The sequence below is a fragment of the Streptomyces sp. CG 926 genome (assembly GCF_003148825.1).
Lineage (GTDB): Bacteria > Actinomycetota > Actinomycetes > Streptomycetales > Streptomycetaceae > Streptomyces.
In genome coordinates this window covers 627498-646374 of sequence record NZ_QGGZ01000003.1, presented here as the reverse complement: position 1 = coordinate 646374, position 18877 = coordinate 627498, and the positions used below count along the sequence as shown (strand labels likewise).

General features: G+C 69.1%; 15 protein-coding genes, 2 tRNA genes and 2 pseudogenes. 6 read left to right on the top strand and 13 right to left on the bottom strand.

Going from position 1 to position 18877, the window contains the following annotated elements; all coding sequences use genetic code 11:
* Nucleotides 1–83: 83 nt before the first annotated feature.
* A complete protein-coding gene (locus BCL76_RS11605) occupies nt 84–995 on the top strand; it encodes an SMP-30/gluconolactonase/LRE family protein (protein WP_109779366.1) in 912 nt (303 codons plus the stop codon).
* A 12-nt stretch (nt 996–1007) separates the two neighbouring features.
* Here BCL76_RS11605 and BCL76_RS11600 read toward each other — a convergent pair whose 3' ends face one another.
* Complete coding sequence (locus tag BCL76_RS11600; protein WP_030762749.1) at nt 1008–1373, bottom strand: PH domain-containing protein; 366 nt, start codon at nt 1371–1373, stop codon at nt 1008–1010.
* A gap of 400 nt (nt 1374–1773) precedes the next feature.
* Nucleotides 1774–1938, bottom strand: a complete 165-nt coding sequence (locus tag BCL76_RS38905; protein WP_181382510.1) for a hypothetical protein — start codon at nt 1936–1938, stop codon at nt 1774–1776.
* A 139-nt stretch (nt 1939–2077) separates the two neighbouring features.
* Here BCL76_RS38905 and BCL76_RS38500 point away from each other — a divergent pair, with 139 nt between their 5' ends.
* Nucleotides 2078–3571 carry a hypothetical protein gene (locus tag BCL76_RS38500; protein ID WP_146228356.1) on the top strand — a complete coding sequence of 498 codons (1494 nt, stop codon included), beginning with the start codon at nt 2078–2080 and terminating at the stop codon, nt 3569–3571.
* A 63-nt stretch (nt 3572–3634) separates the two neighbouring features.
* On the opposite strand, the pseudogene BCL76_RS11590 reads toward BCL76_RS38500, so the two are convergent.
* Nucleotides 3635–4178, bottom strand: a pseudogene (locus tag BCL76_RS11590) (GNAT family N-acetyltransferase); the annotation flags it as partial.
* Nucleotides 4175–4744, bottom strand: a pseudogene (locus tag BCL76_RS11585) (UTRA domain-containing protein); the annotation flags it as partial. The pseudogenes BCL76_RS11590 and BCL76_RS11585, both read right to left, overlap by 4 nt.
* A 335-nt stretch (nt 4745–5079) precedes the next feature.
* Between BCL76_RS11585 and BCL76_RS39675 the strand changes: the two are divergent.
* Nucleotides 5080–6300 carry a tyrosine-type recombinase/integrase gene (locus tag BCL76_RS39675; RefSeq protein WP_375137904.1) on the top strand — a complete coding sequence of 407 codons (1221 nt, stop codon included), beginning with the start codon at nt 5080–5082 and terminating at the stop codon, nt 6298–6300.
* 132 nt (nt 6301–6432) lie between these two features.
* Here the strand turns inward: BCL76_RS39675 and BCL76_RS11565 are convergent.
* Both BCL76_RS11565 and BCL76_RS11560 read right to left on the bottom strand, forming a co-directional pair.
* A tRNA-Arg gene (locus BCL76_RS11565) sits at nt 6433–6505 on the bottom strand.
* Nucleotides 6506–6723: 218 nt separating this feature from the next.
* Nucleotides 6724–6814 (bottom strand) — tRNA-Ser (locus BCL76_RS11560).
* Between the two features lie 188 nt (nt 6815–7002).
* On the opposite strand from BCL76_RS11560, the gene BCL76_RS11555 reads away from it, so the two are divergent.
* From BCL76_RS11555 to BCL76_RS11545, 3 genes are all read left to right on the top strand, one after another.
* Nucleotides 7003–7428, top strand: a complete 426-nt coding sequence (locus BCL76_RS11555; protein WP_109779364.1) for an SSI family serine proteinase inhibitor — start codon at nt 7003–7005, stop codon at nt 7426–7428.
* A 119-nt stretch (nt 7429–7547) separates the two neighbouring features.
* The gene (locus tag BCL76_RS11550; protein ID WP_109779363.1) at nt 7548–10892 is read left to right on the top strand and encodes a response regulator; all 3345 of its coding nucleotides are present in this window, start codon (nt 7548–7550) and stop codon (nt 10890–10892) included.
* Between the two features lie 13 nt (nt 10893–10905).
* Nucleotides 10906–11481 carry an antibiotic biosynthesis monooxygenase gene (locus tag BCL76_RS11545; protein ID WP_109779362.1) on the top strand — a complete coding sequence of 192 codons (576 nt, stop codon included), beginning with the start codon at nt 10906–10908 and terminating at the stop codon, nt 11479–11481.
* Between the two features lie 10 nt (nt 11482–11491).
* Here BCL76_RS11545 and BCL76_RS11540 read toward each other — a convergent pair whose 3' ends face one another.
* The 7 genes from BCL76_RS11540 to BCL76_RS11510 all read right to left on the bottom strand — a co-directional run bounded on the left by BCL76_RS11540 (nt 11492) and on the right by BCL76_RS11510 (nt 18800).
* Nucleotides 11492–13141, bottom strand: a complete 1650-nt coding sequence (locus BCL76_RS11540; RefSeq protein WP_109779361.1) for a long-chain fatty acid--CoA ligase — start codon at nt 13139–13141, stop codon at nt 11492–11494.
* Between the two features lie 162 nt (nt 13142–13303).
* Entirely contained in the window at nt 13304–13837 is a 534-nt protein-coding gene (locus BCL76_RS11535) for a SigE family RNA polymerase sigma factor (protein ID WP_109779360.1), read from the bottom strand.
* A gap of 134 nt (nt 13838–13971) precedes the next feature.
* Entirely contained in the window at nt 13972–15138 is a 1167-nt protein-coding gene (locus BCL76_RS11530) for a lipid-transfer protein (protein ID WP_109779359.1), read from the bottom strand.
* Nucleotides 15135–15563 carry a MaoC/PaaZ C-terminal domain-containing protein gene (locus BCL76_RS11525; RefSeq protein ID WP_109779358.1) on the bottom strand — a complete coding sequence of 143 codons (429 nt, stop codon included), beginning with the start codon at nt 15561–15563 and terminating at the stop codon, nt 15135–15137. The genes BCL76_RS11530 and BCL76_RS11525 overlap by 4 nt, the downstream gene beginning before the upstream one ends.
* Entirely contained in the window at nt 15560–16618 is a 1059-nt protein-coding gene (locus tag BCL76_RS11520) for an acyl-CoA dehydrogenase family protein (RefSeq protein ID WP_109779357.1), read from the bottom strand. Before BCL76_RS11520 ends, BCL76_RS11525 begins: the two co-directional genes overlap by 4 nt.
* Complete coding sequence (locus BCL76_RS11515; RefSeq protein ID WP_109779356.1) at nt 16618–17652, bottom strand: bifunctional MaoC family dehydratase N-terminal/OB-fold nucleic acid binding domain-containing protein; 1035 nt, start codon at nt 17650–17652, stop codon at nt 16618–16620. The genes BCL76_RS11520 and BCL76_RS11515 overlap by 1 nt, the downstream gene beginning before the upstream one ends.
* On the bottom strand, nt 17649–18800 hold the full coding sequence (locus BCL76_RS11510) for an acyl-CoA dehydrogenase family protein (protein ID WP_109779355.1): 1152 nt from the start codon (nt 18798–18800) through the stop codon (nt 17649–17651). Before BCL76_RS11510 ends, BCL76_RS11515 begins: the two co-directional genes overlap by 4 nt.
* Nucleotides 18801–18877: the final 77 nt, after the last annotated feature.

Sequence of the window (18877 nt, the reverse complement as noted above, 5' to 3'; positions counted from 1 at the left end):
CGACCCTTGCGAAGACGGTACCTGATCCTGCAATCTCACCATCAGGCCAAACATAATTCGGTAGAACTCTTCCAGGGGGAATCATGTCTGCCATAGCCGACCTCACCTTGTACGAGATTCTGGATGAACGATTCCGGACCGGCCGCTGCGCCAACGGCGACGCCCGGCTGGATCGGCTCTACGACGACTGCCGATGGGCGGAGGGCCCGCTCTACCTGCCCGCGTGGCGGCAGCTGGTGTGGAGCGACATCCCCAACGACCGGATGCTGCGCTGGGACGAGGCGACCGGCGCGGTCTCCGTCTTCCGCTCCCCGGCCGGCCACCCCAACGGCAACACCCTGGACCGCGAAGGCCGCCTGATCACCTGTGAGCAGGGCTACCGGCGCGTCACCCGCACCGAACCGGACGGCAGTCTCACCGTCATCGCCGACCGCTTCGACGGCAAGCGGCTCAACAGTCCGAACGACGCGGTCGTCCGCTCGGACGGCTCCATCTGGTTCTCCGATCCGGACTTCGGCATCACCAGCGACTACGAGGGCCACCGCGCCGCCGGCGAGATCGGCGCCTGCAACCTCTACCGGGCCGACCCCTCGACCGGCGAGGTCCGGATGGTCGCCGACGGCTTCCTCGGCCCGAACGGCCTGGTCTTCTCCCCCGACGAGAGCGAGCTGTACGCCGCGGACACCCGGGCCGGTCACATCCGCGCCTTCAAGGTCACCGACGCCGGCACCCTCACCGACGACCGCGTCTTCACCACCTGCCCCGGCGTCGACAACATCCGCTTCGACGACGAGGGCCGGCTGTGGGCGGCCGCGATGGAGGACGGCGTCCGGTGCTACGCCGCGGACGGCACCTTGATCGGCCGCCTGCGCGTCCCCGAACCGGTCTCGAACATCACCTTCGGCGGCCCCAAGAACAACCGCCTCTTCATCACCGCCACCACCTCCCTCTACTCCCTGGTGATGTCGGTGACCGGGCTGCCCCGCTTCCTGTGACCGCCGGGCCGCCTACCGGGCGACGAACTGGGTCAGGATCGCCTGCACCTCGTAGATGTCGACGCCCTTGGTGAAGGTCTTCTCGATCGGCGTCGAGCTGCCGGATATCCATATCTTGAGCTCGGCGTCGAGATCGAAGTGCCCGGCGGTCTCGACGGAGAAGTGCGTGATGCTCCGGTACGGGACGGAGTGGTACTCCACCTTCTTCCCCGTGAGCCCCTGCTTGTCGACGAGCACCAGCCGCCGGTCGGTGAACAGGATCGTGTCCCGGATCAGCAGATACGCGGCATGCACCTGCTCCCCCTGCCCCAGCAGCCGCGCGTAGTCCCGCTGCGCCGACACGGGGTCGACGGTGTGAGCGTTCCCGAACAGTCCCATGAGTGCCCCCGTTTTCCGGCTTCGGACGTCCAGCCTCGGACGATCTCCAAAAACCGTACCGACGCCGGCCGCTGGTCCGCGTCCCCCGCCAGAGCCATCCCACCCCCGACATCCTCCGGGGGACCCCGTCCCCATCAAGGAGGAGACACCGGGCCGTCAGGACATACGACAGAGGCCCCGGACTTTCGTCCGGGGCCTCTGTCCTGCTGTGCACTCGGCAGGATTCGAACCTGCAACCTTCTGATCCGTAGGCGGGTGCGCTCACCTCCACCAGCCGTCAGAAGGGCCGATGCCGGTTCCGACGCCTCGTCGACGAGTCCACCCAGTCGATCGCCGTGCGCTGACGTCTGCTGACGTTGATGTCAGGCGCTGAAGTCAACCAGCTGAAGACGTCAGGCCGTCATCGACGCTGGTAGCGCAGGAGGAGGAAGGCGAGCGCGAGGAGCAGGCAGAATGCCGACGCCTGATTGGTGTCGTCGGACACCAACTCACCGATCAAGCTCAGCAACACCACAACGGTGGGGGTCTCGTCCGGCATCTGCGGCTCCACATTATTCGCAGTCATGTTCTAACAGCTCCTCAAGTAGCGCCAAAAAGGCCGAGTTGGGCTTGCCCGTCAAGATTCGCCGCTCGATGGGGTGTTGCCGCTACTGTCACGCGTTGCCGATACTTGCAACACTTCACACACCACCGAGGGGGAGCAGTTGAACTCCGAGCTGCAGCCGGTCAGCAACGAGATTTCGCCAGAAGCACGAGCCCTAGCTCAGCACCTACGCGATCTCTTTCGCCCCTTGCGCGTTTCGGTACGCCTCTACGCGACTCGTTGCCACTGCGATCCCGGTACGGTATCCCGCTATCTGAACGGCACCCGGATCCCACCGTGGCCCTTTGTTCACGGCCTGCTCGCCGAGGTAGGGGTGATGCGGCAAGTGCCCCTGCTCGGCGCCGTGGTGGACCACACACGAGAGCTTCATAGGGCCGCGTTGCGCGTCAGCAACATGGGTCGGTACGAAGTCCAAAACCTGCAAGATCAGCTCGAAGAAGCGGACCGAAGCCACCGCCGGGCAGAGATCAGAGAGCAGGTACTTCTGGAGGCGTTGCAGTCCCGGCAACAGCGCATCGCAGAACTAGAGGTCACCATGCGCGAGCTAGAAGGAGCGGAGGCGGACCAACAGTCAGAAATTCTGCGACTTGAATCCAGAAACGAGAGTGCGCAGGACCAAATCACGCGCCTTCGCCAAGAGATCGTGAGCCTACAAGAAGAACTTGGGCGCGCGCGAGAAATCGCTCAATCCACCCAGGAGCGCTGCAACGCCCTTGAATCTCAATTGGAAAGCGCAGAAATAGCGGCAGAGTCGGGAAATGAATCGCGCAACGCAGAGGCTTTGGAAATCGCACTACAGGAAGCGGTTGAATCGAATTCAAGGGCTGAAAGCCTACAAAGAAAGCTGGACCGCTTGACTCGAGAAAATGTTCCATCCGCGCGACCCGGACAGGATGCAGCGGAACTTAAACTTTCCCCAGCAGAGCTAACGACAACCCTACTTAACTTCCTCACCCGAAAGACAGAAGAAGAAATGCGCGCAATGGGTAGGGCCATCGGGCTGCACTACCCCCTGACTGCCGTGGCTGATCTCCTTCGAGAACTCAACAAAAGGCACGAATCCAGCATCGGTCCACAGGTCTGCATCTACTTTGCGGATCGCTCACCCCAGGAAGTTTTTGACCTCATCATGGACCTGGGGTGGGATTTCAAGACCATGAACGGTCGATACCTGCCGGATAGCACTCTCACTTGGTTCACTTGGGGTGCAGACTCGCAACGAATTCTGGAAATGATCCATCTGTTCGCCGAGTTCCCCTCCGATGAGCCGATTCGCACAATTTTCAAATCCATCGCCGTGCGAAAGAATCACACAGAAATTACGGAGCTAGTTGGCTCCTTGAGCGCGGAGCATCGGCAACTCATTATTGACGGCATCGCGACAGAAAGGCCGGAAAGTAAAATACCAGGGCTCCTGTTCGGGCTGAGAGAGGCAGATCAAATCCAGTTCGCCGACTTGCTAATTGAGGGGATCGCAAAGAGCAGAATTGACTCAATCGACCCTTTGTTGGAGATCTTCAAGTCCTTGGGAGCCGCGGGAGAAAGGGACCTGTTTCTATTTGAGCAAGCCAGGCGAGCGCACTCCAAGGGGTAGACCGTGCGCCACCGACCTTTCGTATCGTCCGGGATCAGCCCTCGGACCAGGAGATCGGGATAGGACCGGCGCTCCATCCTTCAGCCCGTAAACGATTGCTGGCCGCGTGGGACGTTGCGCAAGCCCGCCCGAAACTCGGGGACCCCGTTGACGGCACCACCCTCCGTAACGGTGCGAACGTACTCAAATCCATAGCGCAGATAATAGTTCTGCAGTGCAAAGTTCGTCGTCCATGCGTCAAGGCGAAGCCATGAAGCGCCTGAGCGATGCGCCCGGTCGCCTGCCCAGTCGAGTAGCCGCCCGCCAAGGTTGCTTCCTCCGTGCGCCCTGGCGACCGTCAGCTTGTTCACGAACGTAGACGGCTCGGCGAGTTCCTCGCCTGACCACAGCCCGGCCTCGACGTCACGCGTCAGGGTAATCGTGGCGGCGGTTTCGTCACCGTCGCGGACCATGAAGACTGTTCCAGCCTGATTGTGGCTAGCAGGCGGTCTGCCGGGTACGGGCGCCGCCACTGATCAGAGCCACGCTTGCGCAGCCAATTCGCCGCCTCCCCACGGAAGGCAAGCAGCTTGGCAACGTCGTCGACTGTTGCACTTTCGATGATCACTTCGGTTCAACCTCGGATCGCGCGGACAGGTCACCGATCTTGTAATTCATCCGGTTGAGGTCACCCCGGAAGGTGGTGACCGTGCAACGGAGTGGCCTTTCCCCAGAAAATCCGGTTCGGGTCCAGAGCAGCACGGGGACGCCGGCCCCCATGTCAAGGAGACGAGCTTCATCCGGCGTCGGCATCCGGGTAGAGATCTCATCGAAGTAGCCGATCTACTCGATGCCAGCGGCAGCGAGATATCGCGTTGTACCTTCCGCGATGTCGCCGGGCTCGGCAAGGCGCGGTGCCTCCTTTGCAAGCCAATCGGGGTAGTAGGTCGCCTGTGTCGACCACGGCACGTCATCTACGTATGCGTTGGCGGGCGCCATCTCCACCCGGAACGTCTGGCTTGGTCGCCGCCCTGCATTGGTAACGTCCGTGTTGTAGGCGTCGCCGTTCTGCTCGAAGGTCAGATTCTCGAAGCGCGACGCGTTCAGCTTGAACACCTCGTGCTTGCGAACCTCGTAGCCGAGCCCCTGACTGGACGAGATCAGCCCCTCGCTAACCACGCCAGCGCGGCTGGTCCGCGATGGTCCAGCAATCGGCCCCGAAAAGCCCCAGGTCAGATGGGGTGGTCCGCGATGGTCCGCGACCCACGGCATTGTGCCGCCAACTTTTCAGAGGGCCAGGCGACGGCCCCTCTCACACCACATGGAGCCCGCTTCGAGCTTCACGCTGCCCGCGACCCATGAGGCCATCACCGTGCCGGAGGCGATGCACGCCCTTCGGCTCAGCCGCAGCAAGCTCTATGACCTGCTGCGCTCCGGCGCCCTTCTCAGCTACACCGAGGGCCGCACGCGGCGCATCCCCTCGTCTCCCTCCAGACCTACATCCACAACAAGCTTGAGGAGGCTGCCTGATGGCCAAGAGGCGCGCCAATGGGGAAGGCACCATCACAAAGCGCAAGGACGGCCGCTATCAGGCGGCCGCCTACGTCTACCGGCCGGACGGCACTCGGGTCCGGAAGTTCGTCTACGGCAAGACCCGCGGGGAGGTGAGCGGCAAACTCATCGAGCTGCAAGACAAGACCCGCCAGGGCATCCCGGCCGCGACGTCGTCGATGGCCTTCGGGGAGTACCTGACGTACTGGCTCGCCGCCATCGCTCCGAACCGGCTCAAGCCCGCGACGCTCAGCAGCTACGAGGGGCTGTCTCGCCTCTACATCCGTCCCGCGCTCGGCACGAAGCGGCTCAACCGACTGTCGCCGACCGATGTCCGCCGGTTCCTCGCCGACTTCAAGGCAGGGTGCCTCTGCTGCATGCGTGGAGCCGATGCCGCGCGTGCCAAGGAGGACCGAACCTGCTGCGCGGTGGGCCGATGCTGCGCACACCGGCCGTCGGCTCGAACGGTCCAGTACGTGCACGCCGTGCTCCGCTCGGCACTCCAGCAGGCAGTCCGTGAAGAACTCGTGGCGCGCAACGTCGCCCGGATCGTGGAGACACCCACCGTGCAGCGCGAAGAAGTCCAGCCCCTGGACGCAGCAGAAGTGCGGACGCTCCTGAAGACCGCCAGGCCCCACCGCCTGTACGCGCTATGGCTCCTGCTGATCTCGACCGGGCTGCGGCGCGGGGAGGTCCTGGGACTCACCTGGTCGGACGTCGACCTGGTGGGCGGACAGCTCAGGGTCCGGCGCAATCTCCAGCGCATCCGACGAGAGCTGATCTTCGGCACCCCGAAAACGGCGCGCTCCATCGGCACCGTTTCTCTCCCCAAGCGATGCGTGGACGCGCTGCTCGCCCACCAGAAGCAGCAGGAGACAGCCCGGAAGGTGGCCGGCGAGAAGTGGCAGCCGCTCGCCCACCAGCCGAACGTGCTGATCTTCACGACACCGACCGGCCGCGCCACGGACCCGCGCAGCCTGAATCGGATGCTCACGATCTTGTGCAGCAACGCCAAGGTCCGGCGGGTCCGTGTGCACGACCTGCGCCTCACTGCTGCTCGCACAGGGTGTGGACGCTCGCACGATCATGGAGACGCTCGGGCACAGCACGATCACCATGACGCTGGATACCTACGCGCACGTCATGCAGACGACGCTGCGCGCCGCCGCCGACCGGATGGACGACGCGCTCGGCGTTGACGAATCCGGCGAGGAGGAGGGTGACGCGCGGGAGGAGTCTCCGGCTGCCTGACCGGTCCGGCTTCACACGTTGATGTCACCCGCTGATGTCAAAGGCCCCCTGGAGAATCTCCAGGGGGCCTTTGATCAGCGTGCACTCGGCAGGATTCGAACCTGCAACCTTCTGATCCGTAGTCAGATGCTCTATCCGTTAAGCTACGAGTGCTTGGGCTTCTCGGGGTTTTGCGCCCCGTTGGCCTTGCGAGAACAACAATACATGGACCTCGCCGGGACGCGAAATCCATTAGCCAAACCCATGCTGACCTGCGGAAACGGGCCGGATGGAGATCATCCGGATGGCTTCGCGCAAAGGGTGGAGCGGGCCGGATCGTCCCGGAACGCATCGAAGCCCCGGTCCGTCAGGACCGGGGCTTCGATGAGGTGCGGAGGCGGAGGGATTTGAACCCTCGATGGGGTGTAAGCCCCAAACCGCATTAGCAGTGCGGCGCCATAGACCGGACTAGGCGACGCCTCCAGCACACCCTCGCGTACGAAGGTGCGTGCAGATGATGACACAGGCGCAGGGCCCCTCACCAATCCGCTCCCACGGTACTAGGCGGGACGGGCGGAGGGCAAAGCCTTAATGCGGCCGCGGCACGCAACGTCGGAGCGCCTCTCGTCGTTGGGCAGGCCGTACGACGTACGGACGACCTGGAGTGCCCCATGCTGCGTCTCGCCGCCTTCGCCGCCACCTCCGCCCTGGCCGCCGCGGTGGCCGGGCCACTGCCGCCGCTCCCGCTGGGCAGGCTGCTGGCGACGCCCGACCACCTCACCATCGCCATGGCCGACACCGGCAACCGCCAGTTGGACCGGGAGTACCGGCTCGAATGCGGCCCCGTCGGCGGCGACCACCCGGAGGCGGAAGGGGCCTGCGCCCGGCTGGACCACTTCGCCAGGGAGGGGAAGGACCCCTTCGCCCCCGTCTCCAAGCGACAGATCTGCACCATGCAGCACGGGGGTCCCGCCACCGCCCGGATCACCGGAACGTGGAACGGCCACAAGGTGGACGCCACGTTCCGGCGGACCGACGGATGCGAGATCCGTCGTTGGGACGAGTTGGAACCTCTGCTTCCGAGTGGGCGTTCCTGACCTGGGAGGATGCGCGGGATGGGCGGTATCCACCACACATCGGCCACCTCATCGCGGGCCTGTGGCCTTAGACTCCTCCCGTGACTTGCCGGTAGTTGTGGTCAGGGAGGAAGCTCGTCGTGAGCAGCAGGCCATCCCGAGGCGCTGCTCGCCTCGCAGCAATACTCGACGCTCTTCCGGACGCGCTGTTGCTCGTCAACGCCAACGGCACGGTCGTCAACGCCAATTCGATCGCGCTCGAGGTCATGGAGAGTCCCGGCACCGGGCTCGTCGGCCGGGGCGTGCTCGACCTCTTGCCCGAGTTCGACTCCAAGCTGATCCCCGGCTCCATGCGCCGGCCCGGCGAGGACGACGGCGGCCGCGCCAAACCCAAACGGATGACCGCGCGCCGTACCGACGGCTCCGAGTTCCCCGTAGAGGTCACCAGCGCGCATCTCGACGGGCGCGACGCCTACCGTGAGCCGCAACCCTCGTACACGGGTGACGAGCTGCTGATGCTCGTGGTCCGCGATCTCTCGCAGACCGTGGACACCGAGGCCGAGCTGGCCCGCTCGCAGCGGCAGACCGAGATGATCCTGCGCGCCGCCGCCGAGGGTGTCGTCGGCACCGACACCGACGGACGGGTGGTGCTGGTCAACCCGGCCGCCGCCCAGATCCTCGGCTACCGCGCCACCGACCTCGGCAACCGCGAACTGCACGGCCTCGTCCAGCACTCCCGCGCCGACGGCTCCCCCTTCCCCTTCGAGGAGTCCCCGCTCGCCGACACCCTGCGCAGCGGCCGCAAGCACCGCGTCCGCGGGCAGGTGCTGTGGAACAAGGCCGGACAGCCGGTCGCCGTCGACCTCACCACCTCGCCCGTACGGGACGGGGAGCAGCTCGTCGGCGCCGTCATGACCTTCACCGACCGGCGGCCCTACGACGCCCTCGCCGCGCGGCACGCCCAGCTGATGGCCGTCCTCGGCGAATCGCTGCGGGGACCGCTGGACGAGCTGCGCGGTGAGCTGGCGACGCTCGCCGCCGACGACGCCGGACAGCTGTGGCCCGAGGCCAACCAGCTGCTGCACCACCTGGCCGCCGGGTACTCACGTATGACCACGCTGGTGGACAACGTCCTCGGCTACCAGCGCCTGGACACCGGCAGGGACCGGCTCACGAAAAAAAACGTCCTGATCAACACCGTCGTCACGGCGGGCGTCGACGGGGCCGTCGAGCTGATCGGTCCCGGCCGCGCGCAGTTCGCCGTCCACGCGCCGACCATCGAGGCCGAGGTGGACGCGGACCGGATCGCGACCGCGCTCGCCCACCTGGTCGCAGACGTGGCCGGGGTCGACGCCACCGGCAAGACCCGCCAGGGCAGCGGGTACAGCGACTCGACGATCGTGGTGGCCGCCGCGCAGCGTGGCGATGTCGTACGGATCGAGGTGCGCGGGCCGTACGAGGGCGGTAACCCGGTCCACGAACCGATCGTGCGGGGGATCGTGGCCGCGCACGGCGGCGTCCTGCAGACGGTGGAGGTCCCGGGCGCGCCCGGCGGGGCGTACGTGCTGGAGCTCCCGCTCGGCTCGGGCGCCGGAACGGTGGTCCTGCCGGAGCCGGCGGAGGAGCCCCCGACCGGTCCGACCACGGACGGCGCGGGGACGGCCGGGGGCGCCGCTCCCGGCAAGGTCTCCGGCGGCCGGCGTGCCCGGCGCGGGGTGGACGCCTTCCTGGACGACGAGACCCCCGACCCCGCGGCGGCACAGGCCGCACAGCCCGCACCGGGTGGTGGCGCGCTGGCGCTGCCCTCCGGGCGGCGGCGCGGGGGCGAGGCCGCGGACGCTCCCGAGACGGGCCCCGAGCTCGCGCAGTCCCCGGTGAACCCGGCGGGGCTCGGCACCGGACGCAGGCGCGGCCGGGCCGGTGACGGCAGCGGCGAGGCCGAGGGCCCCGGCGGGCACGAGGGCCCCGGACGGCCCGTGCCCCCGCAAGGCACCGCCATGCCCGCGCTCCCGCCCGTACCCGCGGTGCCCCCGGTTCCGGTGACCGAGCATCCCGCCGGGCGGCGCCGGGCGCTGGGGCCGGCCGGTTCGGCGCAGCCCGGCGGCCCCGTGCCCGCGACCGGGCTCGGGCCGACGCCCGCTCCCGCGCGGCCCATCGCCCCCGAGGGCGGCTTCGCGCTGCCCGCCGGCCCGACAGCGGCTCCCCCCGCGGCGGGCTCCGACGCCGACGCTCCGGCCGGGCGGCGTGGCCGCCGGGTGCTGGGCGCCCCCGCCGCCGAACCCGAGCCCGAGGCGGCCGCTACCGCCGCTGCCACCGGCTCCGCGCAGCCCGACGATTCCGCCGAGAACCCGACCGGGCGGCGCCGCGCGCTGGCCGGCGCTCCGGCATGGCCGGTTCCGGCCGCCCGTACCGCTCCCGAGGGCGACGAGGCCTCCGGTCAGGTCGCGGTCCCCGGTGCGCGTCGCCCGCAGGACGCCCCGGCGGAGGGCCAGGCCGCGCAGCCGATCAGCGTGCGCGCCCTCGGCACGCTCGGCCAAGGCATCTCCGTCGATGCGAGCGGCTCCGGCCCGACCTCCGGTTCCGGTGCGGCTTCCGGTTCCGGCCGCCGTCGCCGGCTCGCCGAGCCCACCCCGCAGGGCCGAGCCTTCGCGATAGGGGCGCCCGAGGCCGGCTCCGACGAGGGCCCCGAGCCGCTGGACGGCCCGGGCGGCGCCGTCGAGGTGGTCAACCGGCCCGTGCCGCAGCCTGTCGACGACGAGCTGCCGCCGGAGCCCCTGGACAACCCGCGCCGGCTCCTGGTGTGGCCCGCGCCCGATGTGCAGACGCAGCAGGCGCTGAGCGACCGTGGCTACCGGCCGGTGATCGTGCACTCCCGCGAGGAGGTGGACGCGCAGATCGCCGCGTTCCCCGCCGCGCTGTTCGTCGACCCGCTGACCGGGCCGATCACCCGGACCGCTCTGCAGTCCCTGCGCCAGGCCGCGGTGGCCGCGGAGGTCCCCGTACTGGTCACGGCCGGGCTGGGGCACGCCACCCGCGAGGCGGCGTACGGGGCCGATCCGGCCGTGCTGTTGAAGGCGCTGGCGCCGCGTGACAGCGAGCAGCACCCTTCCCGGGTGCTGCTGATCGAGGAGCACGACGAGATCGCGACCGCACTGACCGCCGCCCTGGAACGACGCGGCATGCAGGTCGCGCGGGCGGGCGCGGACACCGACGCCGTGGAACTGGCGACGCGGATGCGACCCAACCTGGTGGTCATGGACCTGATGCAGGTGCGCCGTCGGCGGGCCGGGATCGTGGACTGGCTGCGCGCGAACGGGCAGCTGAACCGCACCCCGCTGGTCGTCTACACGACGACCGGCATCGACCCGGCCGAACTGCCGCGGCTCGCGTCCGGCGAGAGCGTCCTCTTCCTCGCGGAGCGGGCCACCACGGCGGACGTCCAGGGCCGCATCGTGGACCTGCTCGCCAAGATCGGCACCAACTAGTAATCCTGGGCCGATGGCCATCATCAACACGAGCGAGCACACCGTCCCCGCCGACAACGGGGAGGTGAATCTGCTCATCGCCCGGCAGGTGGAGCCCGGCCACGAGGAGACCTTCGAGGCCTGGGCCCACGGCATCCTGGAGACGGCCGCGGGCTTCCCGGACCACCTGGGGTACGGGCTCTTCCGTCCGGCGACGCAGGGCGGGCCGTGGTTCCTGGTCCACCGCTTCCGCAATCAGGCCGCTTTCGAGCGCTGGCAGGACTCCCCGGAGCGGGCGGAGTGGTTCTCCAACTGCCTCGGCCACCACCACACGGAGATAGCCCGCCGGGAACTGCACGGCATGGAGACGTGGTTCGCCAAGCCGGGTACGACCCGGCCCGCGCCGCCGCGGTGGAAGATGGTGATCAGCTCGGGGCTGGCCATCTTCCCGATCTCGCTGATCGGCAACGCGGTGCTCGGGCCGTACCTGGTGAATCTGCACTTCGTGCTGCGGACGGCCGCCTTCGCCCTCGTGTTCAGCACCCTGATGACCTACGTGGCCATGCCCGCGGTCAGCAGGCTGCTGCGGCCATGGCTCACCCGCGGTTAGGCCCTGATCGTCAGTCGAGCTTGGTGACGTCCAGTGCGCCGTCCGCGTACTGCTTGCGGATCACCTTCTTGTCGAACTTGCCGACACTGGTCTTCGGCACCGCCTCGATGAACGTCCAGCGCTCCGGCAGCTGCCACTTGGCGACGGTCCGGGCGAGGAACTCGCGCAGACCCGTGTAGTTCACGGTCGCGCCCTCCTTGAGGACGACCGTGGCCAGCGGGCGCTCCCCCCACTTCTCGTCGGGGACGGCGACGACCGCGGCCTCGGCGACCTCGGGGTGCGCCATCAGCGCGTTCTCCAGGTCCACGCTGGAGATCCACTCGCCGCCGGACTTGATGACGTCCTTGGCGCGGTCGGTGAGGGTGAGGAAGCCGTCGGCGCTGATCACACCGACATCGCCGGTCTTGAGCCACCCGTCGGCGCTGAACTTGTCCTCGGGCCGGAGGGGTTCGCCGGACACACCGCCGTAGTAGGAGCTCGCGATCCAGTTGCCGCGCACCTCCAGTTCGCCGGCCGACTCCCCGTCCCAGGGCAGGAGGTCGCCTGCGGGCCCGATCAGCCGGGCCTCGACGCCCGCCGGGAAGCGGCCCTGGGTGATCCGGTAGGGCCACTCCTCCTCGGCGCTCAGGCCGGCCGGCGGGTGTGCCATCGTGCCCAGCGGCGAGGTCTCGGTCATGCCCCAGGCGTGGCAGACGCGGACGCCGAGCTTGTCGTACGCCTCCATCAGGGAGGGCGGACAGGCCGCGCCGCCGATGGTGACCTGCTTCATCGACGTCAGGTCACGCGGGTTGGCGGTGACCTCGGCCAGCAGGCCCTGCCAGATGGTGGGAACGGCCGCGGCGTGCGAGGGCTTCTCCCGCTCGATCATCTCGGCGAGCGGGGCGGGCTGCAGGAACCGGTCCGGCATCAGCATGTTGATACCGGTCATGAAGGTGGCGTGCGGCAGCCCCCAGGCGTTCACGTGGAATTGCGGGACCACGACGAGGGTGGTGTCCCGGTCGGTGAGCCCCATCGACTCGGTCATGTTGACCTGCATCGAGTGCAGGTAGATCGAGCGGTGGGAGTAGACGACGCCCTTGGGGTCCCCGGTGGTACCGGAGGTGTAGCACATCGCGGCCGCCTGGCGCTCGTCCAGTTCCGGCCAGTCGTAGTTGTCGGAGCGGCCCTCGAGGAGCTCCTCGTACTCGTGCACGCGCACGTTCAGGCCTTCGAGCACGGACCGGTCGCCGATGCCGCTGACCACCACGTGCTCGACGGTCGGCAGGTGGGGCAGCAGCGGTGCGAGCAGGGGCAGCAGCGTGCCGTTGACCAGCACCACCCGGTCGGCGGCGTGGTTGACGATGAAGACCAGCTGCTCAGGAGGAAGCCGCAGGTTCAGGGTGTGCAGGACCGCACCCATGGAGGGGATCGCGAAGTACGCCTCGACATGCTCGGCGTTGTTCCACATAAGGGTGGCGACCCGCTCCTCCTGCTGCACTCCGAGCTCGTCGCGCAGGGCGCCGGCGAGACGGGTGGCGCGGTTGCCGATCTCGGCGAAGCTGCGGCGGTGCGGCTCGGCCTCCCCGGTCCAGGTCGTGACCTGGGACTTCCCGTGGATCGTCATCCCGTGGCGGAGTATGCGGGCGACGAGGAGCGGTACGTCCTGCATGGTGCTGAGCAAAGCGTCCTCCCGGTGAGCGCTGCGGCGCTGCGGCGGCTACGGATGCTGCCGATTCTGCGCACGTACCGGCCGGCATGTCACTACCCGGGAGTAGAAACCACGGCGTGTTTCACGTGAAACATCCCCGGACGTCCCCAGGTTTCACGTGAAACAGCCTGCGCATCACCGGACCGGCACGAGCTCCGGGTCCTCACGGAGCTTGCCCAGTGCGCGGGAGACCGCACTCTTGACGGTACCGACCGAGACGCCGAGCAGCTCCGCCGTCTGCACCTCGCTCAGGTCCTCGTAGTACCGCAGGACGACCATGGCCCGCTGCCGGTCGGGCAGCCGGGTCACCGCGCGCCACATCGCGTCGCGCAGCGCCTGTGCCTCGGCGGGGTCGCAGGCCGAAACCGCCTCGGTCTCCGGGAGCTCGTCGCACACGAACTCGTCGACCTTGCGCTTGCGCCACTGGGAGGTACGGGTGTTGACGAGGGTCCGCCGGACGTAGCCGTCCAGGGCCCGGTGGTCCTCGATCCGGTCCCAGGCCACGTATGTCTTCGCGAGGGCCGTCTGGAGCAGGTCCTCCGCATCGCACGGGTTGGCGGTGAGGGAGCGCGCGGTGCGCATCAGGACCGTGCCGCGGGTCCGGACGTACGCCGAGAACGACGGATACGGCGTCGGAGTCGAGGCGAGCGTGCACACTGGCGTGGTCATGTCTCCACGTTAGGAGCGCCCGCCTGCCATGGGATCGACCGCAGGTGCCGATGGTGGATCCATCTCAGGTTGTAGGAACAGGGCCGTCCCCACCCCCTGAAGGTGGAGGGGGCGGGGGCCGCTGGTCCCGGTTCTCAGCCGTCGGCGCTGAGGACGAGACCGGAGGTCGGGACCCCGGTGCCGGCCGTGACCAGCGCGTGCGCCGCCCCCGCGACCTGGTTGACGGAGGTTCCGCGCAGCTGACGGACGGCCTCGGCGATGCCGTTCATCCCGTGCAGGTACGCCTCCCCGAGCTGGCCGCCGTGGGTGTTGAGCGGCAGTGCGTCCTCGGCCACGAAGTCCGCGGCCTCACCGGGCGCGCAGAATCCGAACTCCTCCAGCTGCATCAGCACGAAGGGGGTGAAGTGGTCGTAGAGGATGCCGACGTCGATGTCCGAGGGCCGTAGCCCGCTGGTCCGCCACAGCTGGCGGGCGACCACGTCCATCTCCGGCAGCCCGGTGAGGTCGTCGCGGTAGAAGGAGGTCATGCCCTCCTGGCGACGGCCGGCGCCCTGCGCGGCCGCGGTGATCACGGCGGGCGCGTGCCGCAGGTCCCGGGCGCGCTCGGTCGTGGTGACGACGACGGCCTGGCCGCCGTCCGTCTCCTGGCAGCAGTCGAGCAGCCGCAGCGGTTCCACGATCCAGCGTGAGGCGGCGTGGTCGGCGAGGGTGATGGGCTTGCCGTGGAAGTACGCGGCGGGGTTGTTCGCGGCGTGCCGGCGGTCGGTGACCGCGACGTGCCCGAAGGCTTCGGGGGTGAGGTTGTAGGTGTGCAGGTAACGCTGGGCGGTCATGGCCACCCAGGAGGCCGGGGTCAGCAGACCCCAGGGCAGCGACCAGCCGAGCGCCGCCCCCTCCGCCGAAGGCTCCCGCTGCTGGACCCCTGACCCGAAGCGGCGTCCGGAGCGCTCGTTGAAGGCGCGGTAGCAGACGACGACCTCCGCGACCCCGGTGGCGACGGCCAGGGCCGCCTGCTGCACGGTGGCGCAGGCCGCGCCGCCGCCGTAGTGGATCCGGGAGAAGAAGGAGAGGTCCCCGATGCCGGCCGCCTGGGCGACGGTGATCTCGGGGCTGGTGTCCATGGTGAAGGTGACCATGCCGTCGACGTCGGCGGGGGTGAGGCCGGCGTCGTCGAGGGCCGCGTGCACGGCCTCGACGGCGAGCTTGAGCTCACTGCGGCCGGAGTCCTTGGAGAACTCGGTCGCTCCGATGCCGACGATGGCGGCGCGGCCGCCGAGCTCGTCGCGGGTACGGACGCTCATGCCGGCACCTCCGCGGTGACGGTCCCCGTGACGTGGTGGCCGATTCCGTTGGCGCCGACGACCCGGATCTCGACGAGTGTCCGGGCGACAGCGGTCGCCGGCACGGCGGTCCCCGAGACGGCGGTCCCCGAGACGGCGGTGACGGTGCCGGTGAGAGTCATCGTGTCGCCCGGGTAGTTGGGGGCACCGAGGCGGATGGCCACCTTGCGCAGGACGGCCTGCGGCCCGAGGTGGTCGGTGATGTACCGCCCGACCAGGCCGTTCGTGGTCAGGATGTTCATGAAGATGTCCGGGGAGCCCTTCTCCTGCGCGAGCGCCGCGTCGTGGTGCACGTCCTGGTAGTCACGGGAGGCGACCGCACCCGCGACGATCAGCGTGCGGGTGATCGGTATCTCCAGCGGCGGCAGCGTGTCGCCGACCCTCATGCCTGTTCTCCCTCGGCTGTCGAAGCGAATGCGGGCGAGGCCGCGATCGAGGCCCCCAGCTCGGCCAGCAGCTCGCTGCCGCAGCCCAGGTAGGCGTCCAGATGGCGGCCCCACAGGAAGTGCCGGTGGACGGGGTGGTCCAGGTCGGCGCCCATGCCGCCGTGCAGGTGCTGGCCCGCGTGCACGACCCGCTTGCCTGCCTCCGATGCCCACCAGGCGGCCGTCAGCGCGTGCTCGTGCGCCGCAAGGCCCTGGTCGATGCGCCATGCCGCCTCGTAGGTGGTGACCCGGATCGCCTCGGTTTCCATGTACGCGTCGGCCGCGCGCAGCATGACCGCCTGGTTGGTGGAGAGCGGCCGGCCGAACTGCTCCCGGGTGGAGGTGTACTCCACCGCGCGGGCCAGCGAGCCCGCGCAGACGCCCGCCTGGAGTCCGGCGAAGGCGGTGCGGGCGGCGGCCAGTGTGTCCTCGTACGCGCCCTCGGAGCCGAGGCGTTCTCCCTCGGCTCCGGTCAGCGTGAGCCGGCCCGCGGACCAGGGAGCCGTGGTCTCCACCGGTGCGGTCCGCACGCCGGGCGCGTCGGTCCGTACCAGCCACAGCGCCCGATCCGCGTCCGGGACCAGTACGTGCGTGGCGTCGCGCAGCCACGGCACGGCGGGGGCGGTACCGGTGAGCCGGCCGCCGTCGGCGGTGATCCGGCCGCGCTCCGGAAAGGCTCCGGTGGCCACCGCCTCGCCCGTGCCGAGGGCGGGCAGCAGCCGGGCGCGCTGCTCGGGGCTGCCGTGCGCGGCCACGGGAAGGATCCCGTACACGCAGGTGGCGGCATAGGGAACCTGTGCGGTGGTGCGCCCCTGTTCCTCCAGCAGGAGGACCAGGCCGAGCAGGCCGATCTCCTCGACCGCGGCGGTCAGTCCGACCGTGGTGAGGGCCTTCCACAGCTCGGCGTCGCTGCCCGTGCCGGCTTCGGCGAGGCGTTCGTGGGTGGCGAGATCGGAGAAGATCCGGGCGGCGAGACCGACCGCGGCGGCCTGCTCCTCGGTGGGGTGGAAGTCCATCAGCCCTCACTCCCTCTGAACACGGGGAGTTCGAGGCCGTCGTCGATGCGCAGGAACTCCAACTGGACGGGGAGGCCGATGCGCACCTTGTCGTAGGGCACGCCCGTGATGTTGCTGACCATCCGGACTCCCTCGGCGAGCTCGACGAGTGCGACCGCGTAGGGCGGGTCGAAGGCCGGGAAGGGCGGGTGGTGCATGACGACGTAGCTGAACACCGTGGCGGCCCCGGAGGCCTCGACCGTGTCCCAGTCGGGGCTCGCGCAGGCGTTGCAGCCGGGGAGCCACGGGAAGCGCAGGGCTGCGCAGGAGGTGCAGCGCTGGATCAGCAGTTTGTGATCGCGCACCCCGTCCCAGAACCCCTGGTTGTCGCGGTTGATCACCGGGCGGGGGCGCTGCGCCGGCGGGCGCTGCGCCGGGGACCGCCGCACCGGCCGGACTGCGGGCGCGTACTTGAGGATGCGGAAGCGGTGGGTGCCGGCGAGCTCCCCGTCGGCCTGGACGTCCATGCGGGTGGTGACGAAGTGGCCGGTGCCCAGCTTGGTCGTCTTGCGGGGGGACACGGTCTCGATGACGGCGTCGAAGGTGATCGCGACGCCGGGGCGCAGGGGGCGGTGGTACTCCTGCTCGCAGTCGGTGGCGACCACGGAGGTGAAGCCGGCGCCGTCGAGGAGCGTGAGGAGGTCGTCGTAGGCGGAGGAGCGGTCCGCGTGGCCGGAGAGACCGCCCATCGTCCAGGCCTGGAGCATGGTGGGCGGCGCGATGGCGTCGGGCCCGGTGTAGGCGGGGTTCGCATCGCCCATCGCCTCGCACCAGTGGCGGATCATCGGCTCGTTGACCGCGTCCTTGCCCCGGCCCGCAGTGGCGGCCGGCAGGCCTTCGAAGGCAGCCAGCAGTGCGTGGAACCGCGCTGCCTCCGCAGCCTCGGTCTCTGCCTCGGTCTCTGCCTCTGCCTCGGCCGCGAGAACCGCCGCGGCAGCAGCCGTGTCCGCGCCTCCCTCCGCGTCGCGCCCGTCCGCCTCCGCGTCCGCCGTCATCGCTTCCTTCCCTTCATGCCGAGCCGCATCATCGCGACGATCTCCCGCTGGACCTCGCTGACCCCGCCGCCGAACGTGTTGATCTGGGCGGCCCGGTTCATCCGTTCGAGCTCGCCGCCCGCGAACGCCTCGGGCCCGCGGATCAGTGCCTCCTCGCCCACCACCTCCTGGCACATCCGGTACACCTCGACGGTGGATTCGGTGCCGAGGAACTTCACCCCGCTGGCGTCGCCGGGAGCCAGCGCGCCACTGCCCACGTCCTGGACGAGGCGCCAGTTGAGGAGGCGTACGGCGGCCAGGCGCGCGTGCGCCTCGGCGAGCCGCGACTGCACCCAGGGCAGGTCCGCGGACCGGTCGCCGGTGATCGGGTCGGGGGTGCGGGCGTGGTCGAGCGCGTACGCGTAGAAGTCCTCGGCCTGCATGCCGATGGCGGCGAGGGCGACGCGTTCGTGGTTGAGCTGGTTGGTGATCAGGCCCCAGCCGCCGTGCTCGGGTCCGACGAGATGGCCTGCGGGCACGCGGACGCCGTCGTAGTACGTGGCCGTGGTGGTGAGCCCGCCCACCGTGTCGATCGGCGTCCAGGAGAAGCCTGGGGTGTCGGTGGGCACCAGGATGATCGAGATGCCCTTGTGCTTGGGGGCCTCGGGGTCCGTGCGGCAGGCGAGCCAGATCCAGTCCGCGTTCTGGGCGTTGGAGGTGAAGACCTTCTGCCCGTCGATCAGCCAGTCGGATCCCTCACGGACGGCACGGGTGCGCAGGGCGGCGAGATCGGTGCCGGCCTCGGGTTCGGAATAGCCGATGGCGAAGACGATGTCGCCCGCGAGTATCCGGGGGAGGAAGTAGTCCTTCTGCTCCTGCGTCCCGTACTTCATCAGGGTCGGGCCGACGGTGTTGAGCGTGACCATGGAGACGGGGGCGCCTGCCCGGTAGGCCTCGTCGAAGAAGACGAACTGCTCGTCGGCGCCGCGCCCCTGGCCGCCGTACTCGACCGGCCAACCGAGACCGAGGAGCCCGTCGGCGCCTATCCGACGCAGGAGTTCGCGCTGACGGGTCGGATCGTCGGGGAGGCCGTCCGGCAGCAGGTCCTTGAAGTACGCGCGCAGTTCGGCGCGGAGCCGCAACTGGCCTTCGGTCGGGGCGAGGTGCACGGCGCTGGCCTCCCGGCATCACATCATCGAGGGAACCTGACTGTCCGTCAGATTCACCCGTGGTGTCAAGGTCGGGG